The organism is Micromonospora sp. DT227, from assembly GCF_049841835.1.
GTDB lineage: Bacteria > Actinomycetota > Actinomycetes > Mycobacteriales > Micromonosporaceae > Micromonospora.
The window spans coordinates 19,097-44,927 of the sequence record NZ_JBNCLA010000014.1 but is presented as its reverse complement, the minus strand read 5'-3'; the positions used below and the strand labels follow the sequence as shown (position 1 = coordinate 44,927).

At 72.8% G+C, this 25,831-nt stretch carries 16 protein-coding genes; 10 read left to right on the top strand and 6 right to left on the bottom strand.

Features of this window, described 5'->3' with window-relative positions; translation table 11 throughout:
* Positions 1 to 111 precede the first annotated feature (111 nt).
* Positions 112 to 768: a response regulator gene (locus ACLQ2W_RS31285; RefSeq protein ID WP_425791165.1), complete on the bottom strand. Its 657-nt coding sequence runs from the start codon at positions 766 to 768 to the stop codon at positions 112 to 114.
* Positions 765 to 1,898 carry a sensor histidine kinase gene (locus tag ACLQ2W_RS31280; RefSeq protein WP_425791163.1) on the bottom strand — a complete coding sequence of 378 codons (1,134 nt, stop codon included), beginning with the start codon at positions 1,896 to 1,898 and terminating at the stop codon, positions 765 to 767. The genes ACLQ2W_RS31285 and ACLQ2W_RS31280 overlap by 4 nt, the downstream gene beginning before the upstream one ends.
* 186 nt (positions 1,899 to 2,084) lie before the next feature.
* Between ACLQ2W_RS31280 and ACLQ2W_RS31275 the strand changes: the two genes are divergently transcribed.
* Positions 2,085 to 2,561 (top strand): DUF6326 family protein, encoded by a 477-nt coding sequence (locus ACLQ2W_RS31275; RefSeq protein ID WP_425791161.1) that lies wholly within the window; start codon positions 2,085 to 2,087, stop codon positions 2,559 to 2,561.
* Between the two features lie 122 nt (positions 2,562 to 2,683).
* Here the strand turns inward: ACLQ2W_RS31275 and ACLQ2W_RS31270 are convergent, their stop codons facing one another.
* Positions 2,684 to 3,019 (bottom strand): hypothetical protein, encoded by a 336-nt coding sequence (locus ACLQ2W_RS31270; protein WP_425791159.1) that lies wholly within the window; start codon positions 3,017 to 3,019, stop codon positions 2,684 to 2,686.
* Between the two features lie 359 nt (positions 3,020 to 3,378).
* Here ACLQ2W_RS31270 and ACLQ2W_RS31265 point away from each other — a divergent pair, with 359 nt between their 5' ends.
* From ACLQ2W_RS31265 to ACLQ2W_RS31225, 9 genes are all read left to right on the top strand, one after another.
* Complete coding sequence (locus tag ACLQ2W_RS31265; RefSeq protein WP_425791157.1) at positions 3,379 to 3,903, top strand: hypothetical protein; 525 nt, start codon at positions 3,379 to 3,381, stop codon at positions 3,901 to 3,903.
* A gap of 207 nt (positions 3,904 to 4,110) precedes the next feature.
* Complete coding sequence (locus ACLQ2W_RS31260) at positions 4,111 to 4,653, top strand: CDP-alcohol phosphatidyltransferase family protein (RefSeq protein ID WP_425791258.1); 543 nt, start codon at positions 4,111 to 4,113, stop codon at positions 4,651 to 4,653.
* 172 nt (positions 4,654 to 4,825) lie between these two features.
* Positions 4,826 to 5,395 carry a CDP-alcohol phosphatidyltransferase family protein gene (locus ACLQ2W_RS31255; RefSeq protein WP_425791256.1) on the top strand — a complete coding sequence of 190 codons (570 nt, stop codon included), beginning with the start codon at positions 4,826 to 4,828 and terminating at the stop codon, positions 5,393 to 5,395.
* Positions 5,396 to 6,259: 864 nt separating this feature from the next.
* Positions 6,260 to 6,949 (top strand): AfsR/SARP family transcriptional regulator, encoded by a 690-nt coding sequence (locus ACLQ2W_RS31250; protein WP_425791155.1) that lies wholly within the window; start codon positions 6,260 to 6,262, stop codon positions 6,947 to 6,949.
* Between the two features lie 72 nt (positions 6,950 to 7,021).
* Positions 7,022 to 7,963, top strand: coding sequence for a TauD/TfdA family dioxygenase (locus tag ACLQ2W_RS31245; protein WP_425791153.1), 942 nt, complete (start codon positions 7,022 to 7,024; stop codon positions 7,961 to 7,963).
* 13 nt (positions 7,964 to 7,976) lie between these two features.
* The gene (locus tag ACLQ2W_RS31240) at positions 7,977 to 8,492 is read left to right on the top strand and encodes a flavin reductase family protein (protein ID WP_425791151.1); all 516 of its coding nucleotides are present in this window, start codon (positions 7,977 to 7,979) and stop codon (positions 8,490 to 8,492) included.
* Positions 8,485 to 12,915, top strand: a complete 4,431-nt coding sequence (locus tag ACLQ2W_RS31235; protein WP_425791149.1) for an amino acid adenylation domain-containing protein — start codon at positions 8,485 to 8,487, stop codon at positions 12,913 to 12,915. The genes ACLQ2W_RS31240 and ACLQ2W_RS31235 overlap by 8 nt, the downstream gene beginning before the upstream one ends.
* A 33-nt stretch (positions 12,916 to 12,948) precedes the next feature.
* Complete coding sequence (locus tag ACLQ2W_RS31230) at positions 12,949 to 13,998, top strand: ketoacyl-ACP synthase III family protein (RefSeq protein WP_425791147.1); 1,050 nt, start codon at positions 12,949 to 12,951, stop codon at positions 13,996 to 13,998.
* A 10-nt stretch (positions 13,999 to 14,008) separates the two neighbouring features.
* A complete protein-coding gene (locus tag ACLQ2W_RS31225) occupies positions 14,009 to 19,156 on the top strand; it encodes a type I polyketide synthase (RefSeq protein WP_425791145.1) in 5,148 nt (1,715 codons plus the stop codon).
* Between the two features lie 66 nt (positions 19,157 to 19,222).
* Here the strand turns inward: ACLQ2W_RS31225 and ACLQ2W_RS31220 are convergent, their stop codons facing one another.
* Genes ACLQ2W_RS31220 through ACLQ2W_RS31210 form a run of 3 tightly spaced genes read right to left on the bottom strand, consistent with a single transcriptional unit; the run spans position 19,223 to position 25,815 of the window.
* Entirely contained in the window at positions 19,223 to 20,566 is a 1,344-nt protein-coding gene (locus tag ACLQ2W_RS31220) for an NAD(P)/FAD-dependent oxidoreductase (RefSeq protein ID WP_425791143.1), read from the bottom strand.
* Positions 20,563 to 20,844 (bottom strand): acyl carrier protein, encoded by a 282-nt coding sequence (locus tag ACLQ2W_RS31215; RefSeq protein ID WP_405090142.1) that lies wholly within the window; start codon positions 20,842 to 20,844, stop codon positions 20,563 to 20,565. The genes ACLQ2W_RS31220 and ACLQ2W_RS31215 overlap by 4 nt, the downstream gene beginning before the upstream one ends.
* Positions 20,845 to 20,877: 33 nt before the next feature.
* Positions 20,878 to 25,815 carry an amino acid adenylation domain-containing protein gene (locus tag ACLQ2W_RS31210; protein WP_425791141.1) on the bottom strand — a complete coding sequence of 1,646 codons (4,938 nt, stop codon included), beginning with the start codon at positions 25,813 to 25,815 and terminating at the stop codon, positions 20,878 to 20,880.
* Positions 25,816 to 25,831 lie beyond the last annotated feature (16 nt).

Sequence of the window (25,831 nt, the reverse complement as noted above, 5' to 3'; positions counted from 1 at the left end):
CCCCCGCCGACCGGCGGGGGTTCCGGCTCGTCCGCGACCCGCCCGAGGTGAGTTCCGCGCCTTGTCCGGCCCTCCGGCGCTCCCGCTTCCGGATGCGCATGCGGGCACCGGTCAAGCGCCGACGCGGCGTGTCTCGTAGGCCCACATGACGATCTCGACGCGGTTGCGGGCGTTGAGTTTGCGCATCAGGGCGGCGATGTGGGTCTTGACGGTGCTGAGGCTGATGGCCAGCTCGTCGCCGATCTCGCTGTTGGTCCGCCCGCGGGCGGCAGCGAGCAGGACCTGTTCCTCGCGAGCGGTCAGCGGCTCGACCGGCTCGGGGGGCACCGGACGCGGACGGCTGTTCGCGAAGGAGGACAGGAGCCGCGCGGTGATGTTCGGGGCGATCAGGGCGTCGCCGCGGGCGGCGGCATGGACGGCCTGGGCGAGCATCTCGGCGCCGGCGTCCTTGAGGAGGAAGCCTCGGGCGCCTGCCTTCAGCGCACCGTAGACGTACTCGTCGAGGTCGAAGGTGGTGATGACGACGACGGGCAGCGGATCGGCGACGTCGGTGCCGGCGAGCCGGCGGGTGGCTTCGATCCCGTCGACCTCGGGCATCCGGATGTCCAGCAGGCACACATCGGGACGCAGCGAACGGGCCAGGGCGATCGCCCGGCGGCCGTCGGCGGCCTCACCGACGACGGTGATGCCCGGCTGGGCGTCCAGGATCATGCAGAGCCCGGCCCGGACGATGTCCTGGTCGTCGGCGACCAGCACGCGGATGGTCATGACGCCCGCGCTTTCCGGGGCAGCGAGGCGTCGACGCTCCAGCCGCCGTCCGGGTCGGGGCCCGCCCGGAGGGTGCCGCCGAGCAGACTCGCCCGCTCGGCCATGCCGCGCAGACCGTAGCCGGCGTGCGGGGAGCGGGTCGTGGTCGCCGCACCGTCGTCACGCACCCGCAGGCGCACCTGGCCGCGGGATGCGGTGACGTCGACGGTGACTCCGGTGGCGCCGGAGGCGTGGCGGGTCGCGTTGGTGACCGCCTCGGCGGCGATCAGGTAGAGCGCGGTGCCGACCGCCGGCTCGACGGTCTCGACGTCGCCGGAGACCCGCACGCGGACGCCCAGCACCTCGCCGCCGGGACGAGCGAGTCGTTCGACGTCCGCAACCCCCCGTCGGGGGGCGAGGTCGGCGTCCGTTCCGTCGCGCAGCACCCCCACGAGGGCTCGCATCTCCCTGAGCGTCCGGGACGCCTCCTCCTCGATCGTGACCAGGGTGGCCAACGCGCGCTGCGGGTCCGCGGCGGACAACGCGCGACCTGCCTGTGCCTGGACGGCGATGGCCAGGACCCGGTGGCCGACCGTGTCGTGCAGCTCGCGGGCGAGTTCGTTGCGCTGGCGAAGCCGCACCTGCTCGATGTCGCGGTCGTGGCTTCTGGCGCGGTAGCGCACCGCCGCGCCGAGCGCGGCGGAGAACAGGAAGAACCCGTACCCGGCGGTCTTCTCCGCGGGTGAGGTCGGGTCCGCGACGAGGGTGACGGGTAGCCAGACGAGGATGATGCCGAGTCCGAGGGCGGCCTCTCGACCTGCCCCCCAGCGCAGCAGGGCGTAGGGCAGCACCAGCAGCCCCGCGATGCCCAGCAGACCTGTGGCATCGATGACCGCGATCCTCGCGATGTCGAACGCGAGAACGGTCCCGAAGGCAACGGCGACCGCCGCCAGCGGCCGCGTGCGTCGCCAGAGCAGACACGCCGCGACCACGACGCTGACACCGACCAGCAGCGGTGCCCAGGCCCGGTCGTCGCGCAGCAGTATCTCGACGAGCGAGATCGCGACGAGAGCCGAGGACAGCGCCCAGTCCCGCCAGACCCGCACCGGCGGGCGGGCGGGGCGTGGCTCAGCCCAGATCCCAGCAACCATGCTTCCCCCTCGCGGACAACGTAGGGGGGTCGCCGCTCGGGCGAATCAGCCGAAAGTACGGCGGCTTTCCCGTGCCGGGGACCGGGACAGCGCGAGCCCGCGAGCGGATGTGGCACCCGTCGGCGCTGCTCATAGTGAAGACGTCGGGTGAGCCGACCCGGCTGACACCAGCACCCAGGAGAACCGATGATCAGAACCGACAAACCAGCCGGTGCGCTCCAGGAGCCGCACCTCCCGGTCCAGGCGAAGCTCGCCGCGGCCTGGACCAGCTTCATGTTCCTCTACATCTACGTCGACTACCTCGCCCTGTACAAGCCCGGCTTCATCGACGAGATCCGGGGCGGCGTCGTTCACGAGTTCGACACCGGCCCCACCTTCGTCGCCCTCGCGCTCACGCTCATGGCCGTCCCGATCCTCATGATCCTGCTCTCCACGACACTCCCGGCCCGGGTCAACCGCACCGCCAACCTCGTCGTGGCGACGCTCTACATCCCCGTCTCGGTGTACAACGCGGACGGCGAGTCCTGGACGTACCTCTCCTTCTACGGCCTCTCCATCGGGATCGAGCTGCTGCTCCTGGCCTTCGTCCTGCGCGCCGCGTGGACCTGGCCGCGGGGAACTCGAGTCACCGCCGGCCGCGACCTCGCCGAGGCCCGGCGGTGACGGCGGCCCGGGACACGAGCCGGGGGTCCCCGACGGTCTGAGGCCGCGTCGCGTCGTACGACCCGGAAACACCTACGGTGCGGGGCAAGTGTCGACCTTGCCGCGCACCGTTCGGGGTTCGGTCACCAGGGGGGACAGCCGATCGAGACCTCGGGGCTCACCGCGAGCACCGTCCCCGCACCGTTTCGAATGGTCGCCTTCGCGGTGGCGAAGGCGATGATGTCCTCGGTCCAGAACGAGTGCCCGGCGATGGTGCCGTCAGGGGCCACGGTCTGGGTACGGCTTTCGGACTCCAGGTCGGACATCTGCCAGACGTCGACAGTGATGGTCACCGTCGTCCCGGGCGTCAACCCGTAGCCGTCCCCGTACCCCCAGATCTCGAGCTCGTTGCAACCTCCCCCCGCCACGGCGACAGGCGCGGCAGCCGCCACTGCCACCGTTCCGGGCGCGATCGCCAACAGGGCCGCCCCGGCCAGCGCAGTCGAGACGCGTCCTACCCTCGTCCTCAATCCGTTCATCATTTTCTCTCTCTCGACAAACAGCCGTTCGGGCGGGAGAAGGGTATGGGCGACATCTATAGCCGGCCTATGTCGACGGACCCGACCCGCTCGATCACCAGACGGACCACGGCAGCTCCCCGCGCGTCACGCGCCCGTGCAGGACAATGGTCCTCACGACCGTCCCGGTGCTCGCGACGCCCGTGCGCGATCTGCTCTCCGGGAGTCCATTCGTGGCGGCGCCGATCCGTCACTGCAGCCAGGGTGGTGCCGACCTCCATGGAGTCCCGATCGCTACGCCGCGACCTCCCTGAGGCAGCGTGATTCCCGAAGTACTGGGCACCGTGGGAGTCGGCTTCATCTCGGCCTTTCTTCCCGTCGTGCCTGCCGAGCCGTACCTCGTCGGGCTGGTCGCCACGACGACGACCAACCCCGCGCTGCTGGCCGTCGCGGCAGCCCTTGGTCAGAGCGTCGGCAAGCTGACGATCTTCCTGACCGCGCGCGGGACACTGCGGTCACCGATGCTGCGTCACTGGCTCGCCCGGAAGCGGGCCCTCGTGGCCCGGCGCGGCGATTCCGCGAGCCAGCACCCCGGTCGGCTGCGCCGCATGGCGAACAGGCTGGTCACGGTGGTTTCGGCGGATCGCCACCGGATCACCGGCCCGCTGCTGCTGTTCGTGAGCGCCTTCACCGGCGTACCACCGCTCATCGTGATGACCTTCACCGCCGCCGCCGGCAAGATGCGCACGGCGGTCTTCGCGGCCACCTGCCTCCTCGGCCGCACGGCCCGCATGATGGTCGTGGCACTGCTCCCCGCGCTCGCCGGCCTGTCGCTCCATCTCTGACAGTTCGACACCCGTCCGCTGATCGGACCGACGCCGCCCCGGCAATCCGCCAGGAAAAGCTTGCACGTGTCCCGTCGACTTAGGCGTTGGCCTATATGCTCGGTAACCCGAGAGGAGATCTTTATGATCACCACGGACGGACAGCCGACCCGGTCGCCGGTGGCGCTCGATGCCAGCCACGGATGGGCTCGCGACGTCCCGACCTCGATCACCAACGTCCCCAACGCGATCACCGTTGTCCGAACCGTGGTTTCCGTCTTCCTGGCCGTCACCGCGATCTCTTCCGGGAGTGGGCCACTGCTCGCCTGGGCCGTCGGCGCCTATTGGTTCGGCGACATCCTGGACGGTTGGGCGGCCAGGAAGCTGGGACAGGAGACACGGTTCGGCGCCGTTCTCGACATCGCCTGCGACCGGTTGTGCTGCGCGCTCTGCCTCGCCGGCCTGATGCTCCGCTTTCCGGAGATGACCGCACCCCTCGCGCTCTTCGCCGCGCAGTTCCTCGTCCTCGATCTCGTTCTCAGCCTGTCGTTCCTCCGGTGGCCGGTGCTGAGCCCGAACTACTTCCACCTGGTGCACCCCGGGGTCTACCGGTGGAACTGGTCGCCGGTGGCCAAGGCGGCGAACACCGGCGGCCTGGTGGTGCTTGCCGTGGTCGCGCCGTCGCCGGTCTGGCCGGCGCTCTTCGCCGTCGCTGTCGTCCTGGTGAAGGCGGCTTCGCTCGTGGTCGTCCGACGGCTGCCGCGCCCCTAGCCGCCCCGGCCGGAGCCCACCGCCCGGACGAGAAGCACCTGGACGAGGCGGGGCGTGGAGCGGCAGGAGCAGAGGTGATCGAACAACCGGGCTGGAGACGGCATCACTCCCCGCCACGCACAGGTGGGCACTCGGCCCCCGACGGGCCGGTGCGCAGCGTGCCGAACACGCCATCACCGCGGTACGCCTGGTGGTTTGCCTCGCCCTGGCGATCCCGGCCTTCGTCCGCAGCGGTGCCCCGCTCACGCTGGCCGCGATCATCGCCTACTCGGCCGGGGACGTCGCCGACGGCCAGACCGCCCGCCGGCTGCGCCAGGAGACCCGGCGCGGCGCCGTCTTCGACATCGTCGCCGATCGGGTGTCGGGCGTGGCCGTCATACTCGCGCTGACAGCGGTGCGGCCATCGATGGCAGTCCCCCTCCTGCCATTCCTCGTGCAGTTCGACGTGCTGGGCTGCATCCTCAGCCTTCGATTCTTGCACTGGCCGATCCGAAGTATCAACTACTTTTACCTCGTCCACCTCGGCGTCTACCGGTGGAACTGGTCGCCGATGGCCATGGCCGTCAATACCGCGATCCTGGTTCTGCTCGTCGCCTTCGTGCCGTCGCCGGCCTGCGCCACCGTTTTCGTCATCGCCGTGATCATGGTGAAAGTCGGATCATTGCGCGCGCTTCACCGCCTTGCCGCCACGTCTTCCGAGGTGAGCGCGGCAGCACGGCACCCTGTCCGAATTATACATTAAAACGGATAAGTAAATTTCGACGTCTGCTGATTGACGACTACGCAGCGGGGGCAACAATCGTTACAAATGCGGCATAGCATGCGTCCGGAAACGGCGCCGTAACCCTGCGATGACAGAGCGTCCCCGAACGATGGAGCCGCAGCGCCACCGGAATCCGCCCGGCTCGGCCCGCCACCGGGCCCGGTGGTGATCGGATGACCGTGACCTGCGCCGGAACCGTTCGGCCGGCAGGTCGCGGTCTTTGTATGGGGACCACCAATAGCCCGTTGACCGGCGGCGGATGCGGTCCCGGCCAACTAACACAGATCGCGGGAACCTGCCAAGTGCACGCGATCGGCGCCGCACGCAATCCTCCGCTCGGATTGCCTCTCCGGCGCGCCGATGTGTACCTTCCGTGTAAGCGGTGATTGACTGGTAGATCGCAGGCAGACAAGACACTTGTTTGTGGTTGCGGCCGACGGCGGATCGTTCTGCGGAGCACCTTAACGATCTGCTCCGGAGATGCCCTGTCCGTCCGGCTCGTGACCTACCACGGCAGTCAACGGGGGACGTCGTGCATTTGTATTCTCGTCCGGACAGTCGGCTCTTCACGCCCACGTTGGGAACTCCCCGCGGGTGCACCTCGTCCGGCCCCTCTCCTCGCGCGATAGCCGCGCCGCCGTCCCGGTCCAGGCCGGGGCGGAGCGCGCCGGACGGTCGCGCCGCCCTCGCCGGTCCGCCGGCGGCGACGAGCGCCGTCCGCTCAGGAACTGCCTCCCACCAAGCGCCCGCGCCGCGGGGTCGAACGAAAGGCAGACGATGCAGTTCCGCATCCTAGGACCGGTCGGCCTCTGGGCCGACGATGACGAGGTGCCGCTCCACGGCATGAAGCAGCGCACCCTGATGGCCGCGCTCATGCTGTCCCGCGGACGGGCACTCTCCGACCACCAGATCGGAGAGCTGCTGTGGGGCGCGGACCCGCCCGAGACGTTCCAGGCCCAGATCTACACCTACGCGTCCCGGCTGCGACGCCTGCTGCGCGACTCCATCCAGATCGTGCGGCGGGGGGCCAGCTACACGCTGCACATGCCGGGCACCCGCTTCGACTACGAGGAGTTCACCGACCTGTCGGCGAAGGGAACCGCCGCGCTGCGGGAGGACCGGCCACAGGAGGCGAGCGAGATGCTGCGCCAGGCGCTGGACCTGTGGCGCGGGCCGGCGATGACCGACGTCACCGAGCAGCTCTCCGACCGGGAGCGCCCGGCCATGGAGGAGGCCCGGCTCACCGTCCTGGAGAACCGGATCGACGCCGACCTGGCCAACGACCGCCACGAAGAGGTCACCGCCGAACTGCTCGGCCTGGTGCGGCAGTATCCGCTGCGGGAACGGCTGAGGGCCCAGCTGATGCTGGCGCACTACCAGTCCGACCGGCAGGCCGACGCGTTCGCCGTGTTCCACGAGGGGCGCCAATGCCTCGACGACGAACTGGGTGTCCAGCCGGGAGCGGCCATGCAGTACACGTACCAGGCGATCCTGACCGGCAAGCAGAGCGCGGACAGCCCGGCGGGCCAATAGGCCGGATACCGACGAAATATAGGCCTGCGGCAGAGGGTCGGCATTGACCGACTCGCCTGGAAGGACCCGCAGATGGCCGTCGACAGCACCTGGACTCCGCTGGAGATCTCCCCGCACGACGTCGGCTGCGAGGCCGAGCCTCGCGCCCTGATCGACTACGTGCGGGGAGAACCCGATCTCACCGATCTGCTGGCTCGCGAGAAGGCCGTGGTGTTCCGCGGTTTCCAGGCCACACCGGACGCGCTGCCCGGCGTGCTCGATGAGCTCCTGCCGGACCGGCTCGCCTACGTCCACGGCAACTCGCCGCGTACGAAGGTGGGCCAGAACGTCTACACCTCGACCGAGTACCCGCCGGAATTCACCATCTCGATGCACAACGAGCTGTCGTACGGGCACGCGTGGCCCTCCCGGCTCCTCTTCTTCTGCGAGACGGCTCCCGAGACCGGCGGCGCCACCCCGGTGGTCGACGGCGAGCGCTGGCTCGAGTCGCTCGACGACGACGTACGCGACGCCTTCGCCGGCGGGGTCCGGTACACGCAGAACCTGCACAGCGGCCGCGGTCTCGGCAAGAGCTGGCAGGACACCTTCGAGACCGACGACCGCGACGCCATCGAGGGCTTCCTCGGCGACTCCGAGGCGGAGTGGGAGTGGCGCAAGGACGGCTCCCTGCGGGTGATCCAGCACCGGCCGGCCACCACCGAGCACCCGATCACGGGCACGCGCGTCTGGTTCAACCAGGCCGACCAGTGGCACGCGGCGGGCCTCGGCTCGGAGACCGCCGCGGCGCTGGCGAGGGTCATCCCGGCCGACGAGCTGCCGCAGTCGGTCACCTTCGCCGACGGTTCGCCGATCCCGGACACGTACGTCGAGCAGATCCGCGACCGGGGCCTGGAGCTGGCCGTCGACGTCGACTGGCACGCCGGCGACGTCCTGCTCATCGACAACGTGCTGGTCGGGCACGGCCGCCGCCCGTTCACCGGCAAGCGGCGGGTCCTCGTCGCGATGTCCAGCTGAGCTGGGGGTCGTCATGACCGCGAACCTGCACGAGCAGCGCATCGGATCGTCCCTGCGGCGTAGCGCCAGGCGGTTCGCGACCGGCGTCACGGTCGCCGCCGTCCGCCACGGCGCGGACTCGCATGCGCTGACCGCCAACTCCTTCCTGACCCTGTCGCTCGAACCGCCGCTGGTCGGCCTCTCGGTAACCGCGTACGGCCGGATGCGGGCCCTGATCGAGCCCGGTGACCTGCTCGGGATCAGCGTCCTCTGCGAGAGCCAGCACGAGTACGCGCAGCACTTCGCGGCCCGTGAGCGGGGCGTCCTCCCGTCGCACCTGCCGCCGCTGACGACGGCCGAGCCGGCCCCGCTGGTGCCCGGCTGCCTGGCCTGGTTCCAGTGCCGGATCGCCCAGATCCACCCGGTCGGCGACCACGACCTGCTCGTCGCCGACGTGCTCGAGTGCGACGTCGCCAACCGTGACGACCCACCCCTGATCTTCCTGGACGGCGGGTACCGGACGGCCGGAACCGAGGTGCGCCATGACTGACCAGCTGTCCCACCGGATCCCGCTCTCCGCGGCGCAGCAGGGCGTCTGGTTCGCCCACCGGCTGGACCCGACAGGCCAGCAGATGAACTGCGCCGAATACCTGGACATCGTCGGGCCCGTCGACGCCGGGCTGATGCGTCACGCCTGGCGGCAGGTTGCCGGCGAGGCCGACGCGGTGCGTACGGCCGCGATCGTCGAGGACGACGGCGATCTGCTGCAGATCATCGCGAGCGAGCCGCTGTCGGAACTGGAATGCCACGACCTGAGCGGGGCCGCGGACCCGGCCGCCGAGGCGCGTCGCTGGGCTACCGCCGACCTCACCCGGGCGGTCCAGCCGGCGGCGGGCGGGCTCGTCTCGGCCGCGCTGCTCACGCTTGCCGACGACCGTCACTGGTTCTACTACCGCCTGCACCACGCCGTCATCGACGGCTACGGCGTGCTCCTGCTCGGGCGGCGGCTGGCCGAGGTGTACACCGCCCTCGCCGCGGGTCCCGAGCGGCAGGCCGAGGCGTCCGGCCCGCCGCTGGGGTCGATCGAGCTGCTGGTCGGGCAGGACCGCGCGTACCGCGACTCGGCGGCGTTCGCCCGCGACCGCGACTACTGGGCGGGCCGCCTCGGTGACCAGCCCGAGGTGATGCGGATGCCCGGGCGACCGGCCGCCCCCGAGCGGCCGCTGCGGCTGAGCAGCCCGGACCGGCTGGGCGACGGGGACGTCGCGGCGCTCTCCGAGGTGGCCCGCTCCAACCGCACGACCTGGCAGGTGGTCCTGCTGACCGCGATCGCCGGGTACGTGCACCGCGTCACCGACCGCCGGGACGTGATCCTGGGCCTGCCGGTGGCCGGGCGGCGAACCGCGGCGGCGCGCCTGGTTCCGGGGATGGCCACCAACTCGGTGGCGCTGCGCATCGACGTCGACCCCGCGAGAAGCCTGACCGAGCTGATCCCGGCGATGGCGGCCGAGGTGGGCGGCGCGCTCCGACACGAGCGCTACCGCGCCGAGGATCTCCGCCGGGCGCTGGGTCTCACCGGCAGCGCCAACCCCTTCCTCGGTCCGATGGTCAACTTCATGCCCTACGAGCAGGAGCTCCGCTTCGGCGCGGCGTCCGCGACGTTCCACAACCTGGCGTCGGGCCCGATCGTCGACTATTCGATCTCCATTTCCGGTACGCCCGGCGGCCCGATGCCGCTGATGTTCGAGGCGAACCCCGAGCACCACGACGAGCAGGGGCTGCGCGCGCACAAGGACCGGGCCCTCGCCTTCATCCGGGCCGTCCTGGCCACTCCGGACACGGCGGTCGGCCGGCTCGAGGTGCTGACGCCGGACGAGCGCGCGGCCGTGCTGGCCGCCTCCCAGGCACCGGAACGCTCCGACCCGAGCGACCGGGTCACCGTCGAGAAGCTGGTGGAGCGGCAGGCGTCCGCCACGCCCGACGCGGTCGCGTTGGTGCACGGCGACGAAGAGGTGACCTACACCGACCTGGCGGCGCGAGCCGCGGCCGTGGCCCGCTGCCTCGCGGCCCGGGCGGTCGGACCGGAGGACTTCGTCGCGCTGGCGATTCCCCGCTCCCCCGGGCTGATCGTCGCCATGCTGGGCGTGCTGCGGAGCGGCGCGGCCTACGCCCCGATCGACGTCGCCTATCCCGAGGGCCGGATCCGGTTCATGCTCGAGGACCTTCGTCCGCGGTATGTGCTGGTCACCGAGGAGACGGCCGGCTCGGTGCCGGACGGCGCGGAGCCGATCCTGCTCAGCGAGGCCGAGGTGTTCGCCGGGGACGCCGCGCCGGCGGGCGCGGAGGCCGACCATCCGGCGTACGTCATCTACACCTCCGGATCGACGGGCACGCCCAAGGGGGTGGTCGTGTCGCGTCGGGCCATGCTGAACTTCGTCCTCGACCACGCCGACCGGTTCGGCTTCGACGCCGGCAGCCGCTCGTTGCAGTTCGCGTCGCCCAGCTTCGACGTCGCCACCGGGGACATCTGGCCGGTGCTCGTGCGCGGCGGACGGCTGGTGCTGCCGCAGCCCGACGAGGCCGCCGGCGCCGAGCCGCTCGTCGGCCTGCTGCGGCGACAGCGGATCACCCATGCCGCGATCCCGCCGGTGATGCTGGCCCAGCTACGCGGTGACGCCCTGCCCGAACTCGTCTCACTGATCACCGGTGGAGAAACACCCGGTGACGATCTGGTACGCCGCTGGGCCGCCGGCCGCCGCATGGCCAACGTGTACGGCGTGACCGAGGCCGCCGTGGCCAGCACCGTCAGCCCGCCGCTCGACACGGTGGAGACGCCCGCACCGATCGGTCACCCGATTCGGGGCACCCAGGCACTGGTCCTCGACTCGCAGCTCACCCTCACCGCGCCGGGCGTCGCGGGCGAGCTCTTCCTGGGCGGGGCCGGGCTGGCTCGCGGCTATCTCGGCCGGCCGATGCTGACCGCCGAACGCTTCGTGCCCAACCCGTACGGGCCGGCGGGATCGCGGCTGTACCGCACCGGGGACGTGGTGCGCCGGCGCGCCGACGACATGCTGGAGTTTTCCGGGCGTACCGACAACCAGGTGAAGATTCGTGGTTTCCGCGTGGAGCTGGGCGAGGTCGAGGCGGCGCTGGCGGCTCATCCCGCCGTTGCCGCCGCGGTGGTCGTGCTCCGCGAGGACCAGCCGGGGCACCGAATGCTTGTCGGCTACGCCCGGTCGGCCGACGGCGCGCAGGTGACCGGCGCACAGCTGCGCCGCTTCGCCGGTGACAGGCTGCCGGAGCACATGGTCCCGGCCGCGGTGGTCCTGTTGGACGAGCTGCCGGTGACTCCCCACGGCAAAGTGGACCGCAAGGCGCTCGCGGCGCCGGTGTTCCAGGCGGGCGGCGGCCACCGGCCGGACCCCACCTCCGTCGAGGGTGTGCTGTGCGAGCTGTTCGCCGAGGCGCTCGGGCAGCGCGAGGTCGGCGTCGACGACTCCTTCTTCGAGCTCGGCGGCGACAGCATCCGCGTCTTCCCGCTGGTGGCCAACGCGGCGGAACGCGGCCTGGAGTTCAGCGCCCGCGACGTCTTCCAGCACGCCACCGTGGCGCGCCTCGCCCAGGCCGTGCGCCGGATCGCACCGGAACCCGAGGCTCCGGCCGGTCAGGCGGAGCCTGACCTGCCCTGGCTGGACGGCACCCGGCGGGCGGCGCTGGCCGAGGAGTATCCGGGGATGACGGCGGTCCTGCCGGTCTCGCCGCTGCAGGAGGGCCTGCTCTTCCAGCATCTGGTGGCCCGGGGCGGCCGGGACGCCTACACCTCCCAGGTGCGCTTCCACCTGACCGGGCGGGTCGACCCCGACCGGCTGCGATCGGCCGCGGACGCGCTGCTGGAACGCCACGAGAACCTGCGGGCGGTGTTCCGCTACGACGACGGCTTCGCCGGGCCGGTCCAGGTCATCACCGGCGTACGCAGGGCGGGCTGGGCCCACACCGACCTGTCCGAGGCAGCCGACGCGGAGGCCGAGGCGGACCGGCTGGCCGCGGCGGACCGGGAACGCGGCTTCGACCTGACCCGCCCGCCGCTGCTGCGCCTGCACCTGATCCGGCTCGGCGACCGGCACCTGCTCACGCTCACCGCCCACCACGTGCTGTGGGACGGCTGGTCGACCGCGATCCTGGTGCGGGAGCTGTTCACCGCGTACGCCGGGGGAACGCTCGGCCCGGTCACGCCGTACCGAAACTATCTGCGCCACCTCACGGGCACCGACGGGGAGGCCTCGCGCCGGGCGTGGCGCGAGGCGCTGGACGGCCTGACCGCGGCGACCCTCGTCGCGCCGGGCGCACAGCCGGCCGCCGGCCCGCAGACCCAGCTGCGCCGGGACCTGGACGAGTCGCTGAGCGCCGCGCTCACCGACCGCGCCCAGGGCCTGGGCGTCACGCTGAACACGATCGTCGAGGCCGCCTGGGCGACCGTACTGTCCCAGCTCACCGGGCGCGACGACGTGGTGTTCGGCGCCTCCGTCTCGGGCCGGCCGCCGCGGCTGCCGGGCGTCGAGAACATCGTCGGGCTGCTCACCAACACCGTTCCGGTACGCGTGCGCCTGCGCGCCGGCGAGCCGGCCGGCGCCCTGCTCCAACGCGTCCAGAACGAGCAGGCCGACCTGATCGCCCACCACCACCTGGGGCTGGGCGAGATCCAGCGGCAGAGCCCGCTCGGCGGTGAGCTGTTCGACACCGCGATCACCTTCGTCAACTACTCGTTCGACCCCGCCGCGTGGGACGCCGCGCTCGACGAGCCGCGGCTGACGGGCGTCGAGGTGGTGGACGACACCCACTACCCGGTACGGCTCGTCGTCGTGCCGGGCGAGCGGATCCACCTGCGGCTCGGCCACCGGCCCGGACTGTTCCGTCCGCGCGCGGCCGAGCAGCTGCTGGACCGGCTGGTGCGCGCGCTGCGCGACGCGGCCTGAGCACCGCGGACAACGGAAAGGAGCGCGGCGGTCGTGCGAACGCCGGACATCTTCATCAAGGGGCTCGGGACCTACGTACCCCCGACCGTACCCATCGAGCAGGCGGTCGCCGACGGGCGGTACCCGGCCGAGGAGGTCGGCCTGCACCAGCTCGCCGGCGCCGCCGTGGCCGGCGACGTGCCCGCGCCCGAGATGGCGTTGCACGCCGCCCGCGAGGCGCTCGGGCGCGGCGGGCACTCCCCCACCGACGTCAGCCTTCTGCTCTACGCCGACTCCTGGTACCAGGGGCCGGACGGCTGGCAGCCGCAGTACCACCTGCAGCGGCACCTGCTCGGCGGCGACCTGCTCGCGATGGAGGTACGGCAGGGCTGCAACGGCATGTTCGGCGCCCTGCAACTCGGCGCCGGGTTCCTCGGCGACGGCGCCGCCCGGGCCCGGGCGGCGCTGCTCGTGGCGGCGGACAACTTCGGCACCCCGCTGATCGACAGGTGGCGGATGGGGCCCGGCTACGTCGCGGGTGACGCGGCGAGCGCGGTCCTGCTCAGCACCGAGCCCTCGTTCGCCCGGCTGCTCTCGGTCTGCTGCGCCGCCGTGCCCGGGGCCGAGAAGATGCACCGCGGCAACGAGCCGCTCTTCCCGCCGGGCCCGACCGTCGGGCGGTCCCTCGACTTCGCCGCCCGCAACGCCGACTTCAAGCGGGAGGTGCTGGCCGACGGCACCGGCACCGCGGCCCTGGTCGGCATCCACCGCCAGACGCTCGCCGTGGTCGATCAGACCCTCGACGAGGCGGGCATCGACATCGGCGACGTGACGCGGGTGGCGTACATGAACTACTCCCGGGAGATCGTCGAACAGCGCTGCATGGCCGTCCTCGGCCTGGCCATGTCCCGCTCCACCTGGGAGCACGGCCGCACCCTCGGCCACCTGGGCGCCAGCGACCAGATCGTGGCCCTGGACCACCTCCTCGCCACCGGCGCCCTCGAAGCCGGGGATCACCTGCTCATGCTCGGCGTCGGGCCGGGCGTGACGGTGTCCAGCGCCGTGGTGCGGATCGAACACCCTGCTCCCTGGTTCGAACAGTGAGGAGACACTGATGGGGACATCCGACATCGCGCCGATCGCCGTCATCGGCGCCGGCTGCCGGTTCGCTGGCGACGTCCACGGCGCCGACGACTTCTGGCGGCTGCTGGTCGACGGCCGGGACGGCATCGGCGACCCGCCCACCGAACGGTGGGCGGCGTATCAGGACGTCGGCCCGGACCACGCCACCGCCGCCCGCCAGGCCGCCGTCCCGGGCGGCTTTCTGCGTGACATCGACGTCTTCGACGCGGCGTTCTTCGGGCTCTCGCCGCGCGAGGCCGAGCTCATGGACCCGCAGCAGCGGCTACTGCTCGAGGTGACCTGGGAGGCGCTGGAACACGCCGGCATCCCGCCGCACGACCTGGCCGGCGGGGACACCGGCGTCTTCGTCGGCGTGGGCTCCGACGACTACGGCCGCCGGATGCTGGAGGACCTGCCGTCCATCGAGGCGTGGACGGGCATCGGCAGCGCCATGTGCGCGGCGGCGAACCGCATCTCGTACGCGCTCGACCTGCACGGGCCCAGCGTCGCCGTGGACACCGCGTGCTCGGCCTCGCTGGTCGCCACCCACCTGGCCACCCAGGCGCTGCGCGACGACGAGTGCCGGATCGCCCTCGTCGGCGGCGTCAACCTGATCGTCTCCCCCGGCCTGACGCTCACGTTGCAGGCCGCCGGCGCGACCGCGCCGGACGGGCGTTGCAAGCCGTTCGACGCCGAGGCCAACGGGTACGGACGGGGTGAGGGCGGGGGCGTCCTGGTCCTCAAGCGGCTCGACGACGCGGAACGCGACGGCGACCGGATCCTCGCGGTGATCCGGGGCAGCGCGGTCCACCAGGACGGCCGCACCGGCGGCATCATGGCGCCCAACGGCGACGCCCAGCGCAGGCTGCTGGCCGAGGCGTGCCGCCGCGCCGGAGTGGACCCCGCGTCGGTCGACTACGTCGAGGCCCACGGCACCGGCACCCGGCTGGGCGACCCGCTGGAGGCGGGCGCGATGAGCGCCGTCTACGGCAGCGGCCGGCCGGCCGGGCAGCCCTGCCTGATCGGCTCGGTCAAACCCAACATCGGCCACCTGGAGGCCGGCGCGGGCATCGCCAGCCTGATCAAGGCGACGCTGGCGCTGCACCACGGGACGCTGCCGCCGAGCCTCAACTTCCACGAGCCCAATCCCCTGATCGACTGGAGCGGCTCCGGGCTGCGCGTGGTCACCGAGCCCACGCCGTGGCCGAACCATGACTCGCCGCGCAGGTGCGGCGTCTCCGGCTTCGGATACGGGGGCACGATCGGGCACGTCGTGCTGGAGCAGGCGCCGGTCGACACCGCGGCGCGGACGGACGCCTCGGCCCCGGGTGCCCCGGACGCGACCGGGCCGCGGCTGTATCCGCTGTCGGCCGGCTCACCACCGGCGCTGGCGCAGCGCGCGGAGGCGCTCGCCGACCAGCTCACCCAGGACGAGACGCTCCCGCTCGACGCGGTCGGCCGGACCCTTGCCGTACGCCGCTCGCACCTGGGACACCGGGCGGCGATCGTCGCCACCGGCCGCGACGAGCTCGTCGAACGGCTGCGGCTGGTCGCCGAGGGCCAGCAGGACCGGGATGCCGTCCTCGGCTCGCCCGGCGACGATTCGGGACGCGGCCTGGTCATGGTCTTCTCGGGCCACGGCGCGCAGTGGGCCGGGATGGGCCGCGATCTGCTGGTCGGTGAGACTGCGTTCGCCGAGGTCATCGACCGGCTGGAGCCGATCTTCCAGGCGGAGATCGGCTTCTCGCCGCGGCAGGTCCTGGTCGACGGCGACCTGGAGAGCGTGGACAGGATCCAGACGATGATCTTCGCGGTCCAGGTCGGCCTGGCGGCGGTCTGGCGTTCCTACGGGGTACGCCCGGACGCCGTCATCGGCCACTCGGTCGGTGAGCTGGCGGCCGCCGTCACCAGCGGTGCGCTCAGCCTCGACGACGGCGCGCGGCTCAGCTGCCGGCGCTCCAAGCTGCTGCGCCGCATCGCCGGTCAGGGCGCGATGGCCATGGTCGCCCTGCCGTTCGCCGATGTCGAGGAACGCCTGCGCGGACGCGACGACGTGGCCGCCGGCATCGCGGCGTCACCGTTCTCCACTGTCGTGTCCGGTGCGCCGGAGGCCGTCGAGGAGCTGATCGAGCGGTGGGGCGCCGATGACGTCACCGTCCGGCGGGTCGCCTCGGACGTCGCGTTCCACAGCCCGCAGACCGATCCGTTGCTCGCCGATCTCGCCGCCGCCGCGGACGACCTGGACACCGGCAAGCCCCGGCTGCCCATGTACAGCACGGCGCTGGCCGACAGCCGCGGCGCCGGGACGCTGGACGGCGCGTACTGGGCCACCAACCTGCGTCAGCCCGTACGCCTGACCGACGCGGTCCGGGCCGCCGTCGAGGACGGTTACCGGGCCTTCCTGGAGGTCTCGGCGCACCCGGTGGTCGCCCACTCGATCCGCGAGACGCTCGGCGAGACCGACGCCCCGGACGCGTTCGTCGGCACCACCCTGCGGCGCAACCAGCCCGAGCGGGCCACCCTGCTGGCCGCGGCCGGCCTGGCGCACTGCCACGGCATCGCGCTCGACTGGGATCGCCTCCAACCGGCAGGTGGCCACGCCGACCTGCCCGGCATCCCGTGGCAGCACCGACCCCACTGGCACGAGACCGCCGTCTCCGGCCCGGGCGGCCGGCGCCCGCACGACCCGGCGTCGCACACGCTGCTGGGCGCCGCGTCCACGGTGGCCGGTCCGTCCGAGATCGAGGTCTGGCGTACCGACCTCGACCGGGAGAGCCGGCCCTATCCCGGCAGCCACACCATCGGCGGTGTCGAGATCGCGCCGGCGGCCGTCTACCTGACCACGTTCCTCGGCGCGGGCGGCGCGGACCGCACCGTGCTGACCGAGGTGTCCCTGCGGCTGCCCCTGGTGGCTCAGGAGCGCCGCGAGGTTCAGGTGGTCCGGGACGGATCCGGCCTGCGGCTGGTGTCCCGGTCGCCGGGCGAGGACGGCGTCTGGCTCGTGCACGCGACGGCGACCGCCGCTCTCGACGACGGGGTGGCGGCCGCGGCGCTGCCCCGGACGCGCTGGCGGGCGGCAGAGCCGGGCGGCGTGCGGGAGTACCTGGCCGGGGTCGGCGTGCCGACGATGGCCTTCGACTGGGATGTCGAGGAGCTGCTACGCGGCGACGACGCGCTGCGGGCCCGGGTCACCGTCGGCGACACGAGTTCGTGGGCCGGGGTGCTCGACGCGGCGTTCTCCGTCGCGCCGACCGCACTGCCCGGCGAGCCCGTGCTGCGCATGGTGGCCGGCGTCGACCGGGTCCGGGTGACGGGCACGCCGCCGGCCGTCGCCGACATCCACGTGGTGCGCGATCCGTCCGCGCCGAACCGCCTCGACGTGCGTGTCAAGGGCGCGGGCACGGACGGTCGCGCCGAGATCACCGGGCTCGCCTACGCCGCCGTCGACGACGACACGCTGGCCACCGCCGCGCCCGGGGAGCTGGTCCACGAGCTGCGCTGGCGCGAGCTCACGGCGGACGAGGACACCGGCCCGGTGCCCGCCCTGGTGCTGGTCGGCGACCCGGATCGCACCGGCGCACTGGCCGGCGCGCTGCGCGCGGCGGGCGTCACGGTCGACGTCGCCGACACGGCACCGGAGGACACCGTGCTGCCGGGCGGCGAGTCGGCGGACGTGGTCCTGGTGGCCGGTCCCGTCCCGGGCGCCGACGCCGATCTGCCGGAGCAGGCGGCCCGCGCCACGTGGGACCTGCTCGGCACCGCACAGCGGCTGCTGGCGCGGGACCGGCGCGTCCGGTGCCTCACCACCGGGGTGCTGGAGAGCGAGTCGCCGGCCGCGCTGGCCCAGTCGCCGGCGTGGGGGCTCGGCCGGGTGCTCGCCGGCGAGTACGGGGAGCAGTGGGCCGGCATCGTCGACCTGCCCGCCGGCGACCCCGCCGCGGAGATCACCACGCTGCTCGCCGTGCTGCGCGGAAGGCGGCGCGAGGAGGTCGTGACCGTACGCGACGGCGTCGCGCGGGCCGCCCGCCTGGTGCGCACGGACCGCGAGCCTGCGGGCGGGCCGCTCGCCTGCCGTGCCGACGGCACCTATCTGGTCACCGGCGGCCTCGGTGTGCTCGGCCTGGACGTCGCCCGGTGGCTGGCCGAGCGGGGCGCACGGCGCATCGTGCTGGCGGGACGGACCGGGTTGCCCGCCCGGGCCGACTGGGACACGACGAAGGACACCGAGACGGCGCGGCGGATTCGCGGCGTCCGCGAACTGGAAGGGTCGGGTGTCACCGTCAAGGTGATCGGCCTGGACATCGCCGACGCCGCCGCGGTGGCGCGGGCCCTCGCCCCTGACGCGCTCGGCATGCCCCCGATCTGCGGCGTCGTCCACGCCGCGGGCGTCCTCGACAACCGGATGGCGCACGCGGTCGACGAGCCGTCGCTGCGCACCGTGCTGCACCCCAAGGTGGCCGGCGCCTGGGCGCTGCACCGGACGTTCCCGCCGGGCAGCCTCGACTTCTTCGTGCTGTTCTCGTCGTGCGGCCAGCTGCTCGGCCTGCCGGGCCAGGCATCGTACGGCGCCGCCAACGCGTTCCTGGACGCGCTCGCCACCCACCGCGGCGACGTGATCAGCTTCGGCTGGACGTCGTGGCGTGGCCAGGGCATGGCCGTCAACGAGACCGTCGACCAGGAGTTGCGGTCCCGCGGCACCACGCCCGTCTCCCCCGCCGAGGCGTTCGCCGCGTGGGACTACGCGCAGCAGCGCGGCCCGGGCCACTACCCGGTCCTGCGGATGCTGCCGGGCGCGGAGGTGACCGAGCCGATCGCGCTGCTGAGCGAGGTGGCCGTCGCCGAGGCGGCCGGTCCGGCCGCGGAGGAGGACCTCGGTCTCGCCGGTCTCGACGCCGGCGAGCTGCGCGAGCGTCTCCTGGACGAGGTGAGCAGCGACATCGCCGCCGAGATGCGGATGCCGGTGGATTCGCTCGACCCCCGGCGCTCACTTGTGGAACAGGGACTCGACTCGGTGATGACCATCGTCATCCGGCGGCGCCTGGAGAAGCGGTTCGGTCAGCCGCTGCCGACCGCCCTGCTCTGGCAGAAGCCGAGCATCTCGGGGATCGCCGATCACCTGGCGACGCGACTCGCCGCCTGATCCGCGCGGCCTACGCACCGAAAGGGCCGGGCCGGGAGCGAATCCCGGCCCGGCCCTTTCCGTGGGTCAGAAGCTCGGCGCCGCGGTCGGCGCCTTCAGCGTGCCGAGGTACTTGTGCCACAGGTGGTCGGGGTTGCCCTCGACCGTGGCCAGCACCTCGCGCATGGCGGCCAGCGCCTTGGGCTCCTCGCCGTCGTAGACATCGCCCTGCAGCATCTTCAGCACGTCGAGGCGGTAGCGCGGGTCCTGGACGAACGCGGTGAAGAGCACGTTCAGCCGGTAGTAGATGGAGATGAACTCGTACCAGTACTTCACCGCGCGGCGCAGCTTGTTCTCGTACGTGGCGAAACGCTCCTTGCCGAAGTCACCCGCCTGGTGCGCCGCGATGATGTCCTGCGCCGCGATGCGGGCGCTGTTCAGCGCCACGCTGACGCCGCTGGAGAAGATCGGGTCGACGAACCGGGCCGCGTCGCCGACCAGCACGTACCGGTCGCCGCAGATCTGCTTCATGGAGTAGCTGTAGTCGCCCTCGGTCTTGAACGGCCGGACCTGCTGCGCGTTCTTGAGCGCGTCGTGCAGGTCGGGCCGGCTGGCCACCATGTCCCAGAAGAAGCCGTCCTGGTCGCCGCCGAACTCGCGGAAGCGACTCTTCTGGCTGACCACGCCGACGCTGGTGACCTTGTCGGTGATCGGGATCTGCCAGACCCAACTGTCCTTGACCTGTAGGAAGTGCACGAAGATGTGGTCCGCCTGCGCCTCGGTGGGCGCGAGGGCCCGGCGGTCCAGCCCTTCGAACCAACTGTGCACGGCGTACTGGTCGAAGACCGGATCCGCGACCTTCGTGCGCAGTTGCCGGCCGAGCATCGTCTGCCGGCCCGACGCGTCGACCACCATCCGGGCGGTGTACGTCAACCGGCGCGGACCGGCGCTGCACTCGACCGAGACCAGCTCCGGGTCGTCGAAGTTCACCCGGTGCACCCGCATGCCGTTGAAGACGGTCGCGCCGCTCTCCTGCGCGTGCTTGAGCAGAATGGCGTCGAACCGCCCCCGGTCGACGTGGAACGTGTAGTCGCGGTCCACACCCGGCTGGTTGCGCTCGACGAACTGGACGTCGGCGGTCCAGCCGTGGCTGAGCCCGTCGTGTCCGAGCAACGGGATGTATCCCGAGAGCCCCGAGGTCCACGAGGCGCCGTACTTCTTCGGGAAGTCCGCCTCGTCGATCCGGCCGATCGCGCCGATCTCGACGAGCACCGGCGTGGTGGCGGGGACGAGCGACTCACCGACGTGCTCGCGCGGGAAGACGGCGCCCTCGATGACGGCCACCGAGATGCCGGCCTGAGCCAGGTAGGAGGCCATCGTGGAGCCCGCGGGCCCGCCGCCGACGACCACGACGTCGTAGTCGGCGGTCACCGCCGGCCTCCCGTCGCCGCCGGAACCGGGTCGGCCTCGTCGAGCAGAGCGGCGATCGAGCGTACGTCTGCGAAGTTCTCGGCGTCGATCTTCTCGAGCGGCACGAGCAGGCCGAGACGGTCCCGGATGAAGGTCATGAGGACCGCGATCCGCAGCGAGTCGAGCACCCCGGACGTCATCAGCGGAGTGGTCTCGGTGATCGGGCCGTCGTCCACGGCGTCGGGGAACTGCTCCCGCAGGAACGCGAGGATCGCCGGCTGATAGGTGTTCTCGGACATCAGAAGCCTTTCTTTGCTGGGGGTACGGTCCGGTTACGCGTCAGAACTGCTGGCCACGACCTCCTCATCGGACATGCCGGCGATCTCCGCGGTGACGGCCTGCTCGACCGCCGCGGCGATCTCGGCGACCGTGTCCCCGTCGAAGATCGTTCGCATCGACAGGGGAACGTCGAACGCCGCCTGGATCGCGGCGATGACCCGGATCGCGAGGATCGAGTTGCCGCCCGCGGCGAAGAAGTGGGTGCCGGCGTCGACCGGCACGCCGAGGTGCTCGGCGAAGATCTCGGCGATGCGCTCCTGCACGACGCCGCTGACCGAGGCGCTCGGTGCCGCCTCGGCCGGCGCGGTCGCCGGCGGCAGCGCGCCGCGGTCCAGCTTGCCGTTGGCGGTCAGCGGCAGCCCGGCCAGCGGCACGAAGGCGGCGGGCACGAGGTAGGCCGGCAACCGCTCGGCGCAGAAGGCCGCGAGGTCCGCCGGAACGGCCGCGGGATCGGCCGGGACGACATACGCGACGAGCGCGGCGGCCTCGCCCGTGCCGTTCACCACGACGGCAGCGGTGCGTACCGCCGGGTGATCGCGCAGCACCGCGGCCACCTCGCCCGGTTCGATCCGGTACCCGCGCACCTTGACCTGCTCGTCCCGCCGGCCGAGGAACTCGATCGTGCCGCCGGGCAGCAACCGGGCCAGGTCGCCGGTGCGGTAGATCCGCGAGCCGGGCGGCCCGGACGGGTCCGGCAGGAACCGCTCGGCGGTCGCCGCCGGTCGCCCGGCATAGCCGCGGGCCACGCCGGCGCCGCCGACGTGCAGCTCACCGACCACCCCGATCGGCTGAGGCGCCAGCCGATCGTCGAGCACGTGCAGGGTGACGCCGGGAAGCGGGCGGCCGATCGGCACGCGTTCACCGCGCACGGGCGCGGTCACCGGATGGATGCTGGCGCCGACGGTCGTCTCGGTCGGGCCGTACTCGTTGATCAGATTCTCCGGGCCCAGCGCGGCGGCCCACGCGTCGGCGAGCGGGACCGGCAGCTCCTCGCCGGCGACCACGATCGTCGCGGCCAGCGCCGACATCTGGCCGGCGTCGAGCTGGTGGCGGAGGATGTCGAGGTAGCCAGGGGTCAGCTTGATGAAGGAGAACGATCCCGCGGCCAGCAGCCGGCCGCCCAGCTCGGTCAGGTCGAGGTCCTGCGGCAGCAGCCGGACGGCCTGCCCGGCCAGCAGCGGCGCCCACAGGTTCGGCACCACCAGGTCGAAGGCGACCGAGAGGAACACCGGCGCGCCGCCCGTGCCGCGGGACGCGAGGTCCTGCACCGCCCAGTTGACGTGCCCGGCCAGGCCGGAGTGGGTGACCTGGACCCCCTTGGGCGAACCGGTCGACCCGGAGGTGTAGATGACGTAGGCGAGCGCCTCGACAGCCGTGTCCCGCTCCGGGCGCCGCGCGTCGGCGGCGTCGATCACGGCGGCGTCCCGGTCCACCGCGACCACGGCGACGTCGTGCCCGGCGTCGCCGAGCCGGTCCAGGTGGGACTGCGCGGTGACCAGCAGCCGGGCGCCCGCGTCGGCGAGTACCAGCCCGGCCCGGGCCGCCGGCGTCTGCGGGTCGAGCGGCAGGTACGCCGCGCCGGCCTTCCAGATCCCCAGCAGCGCCACCGGCAGCACCGGCCCGCGGTCGAGCAGGACACCCACGGTGGACTCCGGCCCGGCGCCCGCAGACCGCAGGTGGTGCGCGAACCGGTTGGCGGCCGCGTCCAGCTCCGCGTACGTCAGCTCATCCTGGTCGGTGACGACCGCGATCGCCCGGGGCGTGGCCGCCGCCTGCCGCTCGAAGCCGTCGAGCACCGTGACGTCGCCGGTCCGCGCCGGGACCGACCGGTACCCGGTCAGCAGTTCCCGCTCGCCGGCCGGCAGGAAGTCCAGCTCCGACAGGCGACCGGCGGGGTGCGCGCAGATCGCGGACACCAGTTCGATCAGTTGCCCGGCCATCCGCTCGATCGTTGCCCGCTCGAACAGCGACGTGGCGTATTCCAGCAGGCCGACCATCGCGCCGTCCGGCTGCGGCCGGACGTAGAGCGTGAGGTCGGTCTTGGCGACCCGGGAGGCGTGCACCAGGGTGTCCAGGTCCGCCTCGTCCTCGGGGGCGCCCGAGAGTTCGGCGCCGTGGAAGTCGAACGCCACCTGGTACAGCGGGGTACGGGACGAGTCGCGCGGCGGCGCGAGATCGGCGACCAGTTCGTCGAAGGGCAGGCTCTGGTGCGAGAGCGCCTGTTTGCAGACGTCCCGCACCCGCTCCAGCGCCTCGGCGACCGTCATCGCGCCGTCGAGCCGGCAGCGCAGCACCACGCTGTTGAGGAAGAACCCGACCACGTTCTCGGTCTCCGGCCGGCTGCGGCCGGCGACCGGTGCGCCCACCACGACGTCCCATTGCCCGGTGTAGCGGGCCAGCAGCACGGCGAGGGCGGTCAGCATGGTCATGAACGCCGTGGCGTCGCTGTCGCGGCCCAGCTCGGTCATCGACCGGGCGAGCGGCTCAGGGATCGCGAACGGGACGACGGCACCGGCGCTGTCGCGGACGGCCGGGCGGAGCCGGTCGGTGCGCAGCTCGGTGGCGGTGGCCCCGGCCAGGTCCGCGCGCCAGTGGTCCAGGTCCGCGCGGCGCGCCGGCGCGTCGGCGGCGGCGCGTTCCCAGGCGGCGAAGTCGGCGTACTGGATCGGCGGCTCGGGCAGGTCCGCGCCGCGGCCGGCCAGCAGCTCGTCGAACTCGCGGGTCAGGATCGCGGACGACCAGCCGTCGCTCGCGATGTGGTGCACGAGCAACACGAGGGTCCGTGAACCGTCCGGGACGGTCTGCGGGTCGGTGTGCAGCAGCGCCCGCACGAGGTGGCCACGTTCCAGGTCGAAGCCCGCACCGGTGGCGTCGGCGAGCACGTCGCCGAGCCCCGCGCGGGGCACGGCGACGGTCCGCAGCGGGACCGGGCGCGGCTCCTGCACGTACTGCTTCGGCTCGCCGTCGACGACGGCGTACCGGGTACGCAGCGACTCGTGTCGGGCGGCCAGCGCGTCGAGCGCCTGCCGCACCGCCGACTCGGGTACGCCGGCCGGGACCGTCAGGAAGACGCCCGAGACCCACTCCCGGCTGCCCGGGTCGAGGCGGTCCAGCAGCCAGATCCGCTGCTGGCCGGCGGAGAGCGGCAGGCCGCCCTCGCGCGGCGCCCGCTCGATCCGGTGGTGGTCGTGGCGGGCGGCCTCGACCAGCTCGGCGTGCCGGGTCACGGTCGCCGGCGACAGCAACGCGTCCAGCGCGATCGTGCGGCCGTACGCCGAGCGCAGGCGGTTGGCCAGCTGCACCAGTTGAAGTGAGGAGCCGCCCAGCCGGAAGAAGTCGTCGTCGCGCTCGACCCGGTCGACGCCCAGCACCTCGCGCCACAGGCCGGCGATCCGCGACTCCTCCGGCGACGCGGGCGCGTCGGAGGTCTCCTCGGATCCGGTGTCGGGTACGGGCAGTGCCCTGCGGTCGACCTTGCCGCTCGACGTGCTCGGCAGGGCGTCCATCGGCACGATCGCGGCCGGCAGGTGGGTGGCGGGCAGCCGCGTCGCCAGGAAGCCCGACAGCGTCGTCAGGTCGGCTCCGGGCGCGGCGACCGGGTAGGCCGCGAGCCGCATCGCGCCACTCGGCGCCCGATACGCCGAGACCGCCGCCGCCCGTACCGCTGGGTGCTCCAGCATCGCGGCCTCGACCTCGCCGGGTTCGATCCGCACGCCGTTGATCTTGAGTTGGTCGTCGAGGCGACCGGTGAACTCGAGAGCGCCGTCCGCGCGGCGGCGCACCCGGTCACCGGTGCGGTAGAGCCGCGCGCCGTCGCCGGCGGGGTCGGGCACGAAGCGCTCGGCGGTCAGCGCCGCGTCGTTGAGGTATCCGTGCGCCAGGCCGACGCCACCGAGGAGCAGCTCGCCCTCGTCGCCGTCCAGGACGGTGCGGATGCCCTCGATGGCCCGGCCGATCGCCACCGGCCCGGACCGTTGCAGCGGGTCCACCTCCTGCGCCACGGCTTCGATCGAGCATTCCGTCGGGCCGTACGTGTTCCAGACGGTGACCGGCTCGGTGTGGTCCTCGACCTCCGCCAGGAAGTCCTGCACCAGCTCGGCCGTCAGCTGCTCACCGCCGCTGGACAGCAGCCGCAGCCCGGTGCAGCGGTCCCAGCCCGTCTCGTGCACGAGCGCGCGCAGCAGGGACGGCACCACCTGCAGCACGGTGACGCCGTGCTCGGCGACCAGGCGCACGAGCGACGCCGGGTCGCGCTCCGCGCCGTCGGGCGCCACCACCACCGTGCCTCCGGCGCGCAGGGCCGCGAAGATCTCCCAGCCCGCCGCGTCGAAGGTGACAGGCGTCTTGAAGAGCACCCGGTCGGCGGCGCCGAAGCCGTGGCAGCGGACCCGCCAGGCGAGCTGGTTGTCGAAACCGGCATGCGGGATCACGACGCCCTTCGGTCGTCCGGTGGATCCCGAGGTGAAGAGGACGTAGGCGGCCGAGTCCCGGTCGATCGGACGGAGGGCGGGTTCGGCCGGGCGGTGCGCGGACGTGGCGAGGGCGTCGTCGAGCACGACGGCGCGGGCACCGACGGCCTCCACGGGCGCCCGCGTGTCCGCCTCGGTCAGGGCGAGCCGGGTGCCGCTGCCGGCCAGCAGGTCGCGGAGGCGCTGCGCCGGATGGTCGGGCGCGAGCGGGAGATAGGCCCCGCCGGCCCGCCAGATCGCGAGCAGGGCGATCACCAGTTCCGCGCGGCGGCGCAGGAGCACACCGACCGGGTCACCGGGCCGCAGCCCCTGCTCCACCAGGAGTCCCGCCAGGCGGTCGGCGCTGCTGTCGAGTTCGGCGTAGGTGACCTCCCGGTCGCCGTCGGCCAACGCCACCGCGGCGGGTCGCGTCGCGGCGTGCCGGGCCACCAGCGCCGAGGTCGGTACGGCTTCGGTTGTCATGTCGATCTCCTCGCGT

Excerpts from the sequence above, each read along its gene's own strand:
- ACLQ2W_RS31285 (WP_425791165.1), bottom strand. The coding sequence starts at position 768 with ATGACCATCCGCGTGCTGGTCGCCGACGACCAGGACATCGTCCGGGCC.
- ACLQ2W_RS31280 (WP_425791163.1), bottom strand. The coding sequence starts at position 1,898 with ATGGTTGCTGGGATCTGGGCTGAGCCACGCCCCGCCCGCCCGCCGGTG.
- ACLQ2W_RS31275 (WP_425791161.1), top strand. The coding sequence starts at position 2,085 with ATGATCAGAACCGACAAACCAGCCGGTGCGCTCCAGGAGCCGCACCTC.
- ACLQ2W_RS31250 (WP_425791155.1), top strand. The coding sequence starts at position 6,260 with ATGAAGCAGCGCACCCTGATGGCCGCGCTCATGCTGTCCCGCGGACGG.
- ACLQ2W_RS31245 (WP_425791153.1), top strand. The coding sequence starts at position 7,022 with ATGGCCGTCGACAGCACCTGGACTCCGCTGGAGATCTCCCCGCACGAC.
- ACLQ2W_RS31240 (WP_425791151.1), top strand. The coding sequence starts at position 7,977 with ATGACCGCGAACCTGCACGAGCAGCGCATCGGATCGTCCCTGCGGCGT.
- ACLQ2W_RS31235 (WP_425791149.1), top strand. The coding sequence starts at position 8,485 with ATGACTGACCAGCTGTCCCACCGGATCCCGCTCTCCGCGGCGCAGCAG.
- ACLQ2W_RS31225 (WP_425791145.1), top strand. The coding sequence starts at position 14,009 with ATGGGGACATCCGACATCGCGCCGATCGCCGTCATCGGCGCCGGCTGC.
- ACLQ2W_RS31215 (WP_405090142.1), bottom strand. The coding sequence starts at position 20,844 with ATGTCCGAGAACACCTATCAGCCGGCGATCCTCGCGTTCCTGCGGGAG.
- ACLQ2W_RS31210 (WP_425791141.1), bottom strand. The coding sequence starts at position 25,815 with ATGACAACCGAAGCCGTACCGACCTCGGCGCTGGTGGCCCGGCACGCC.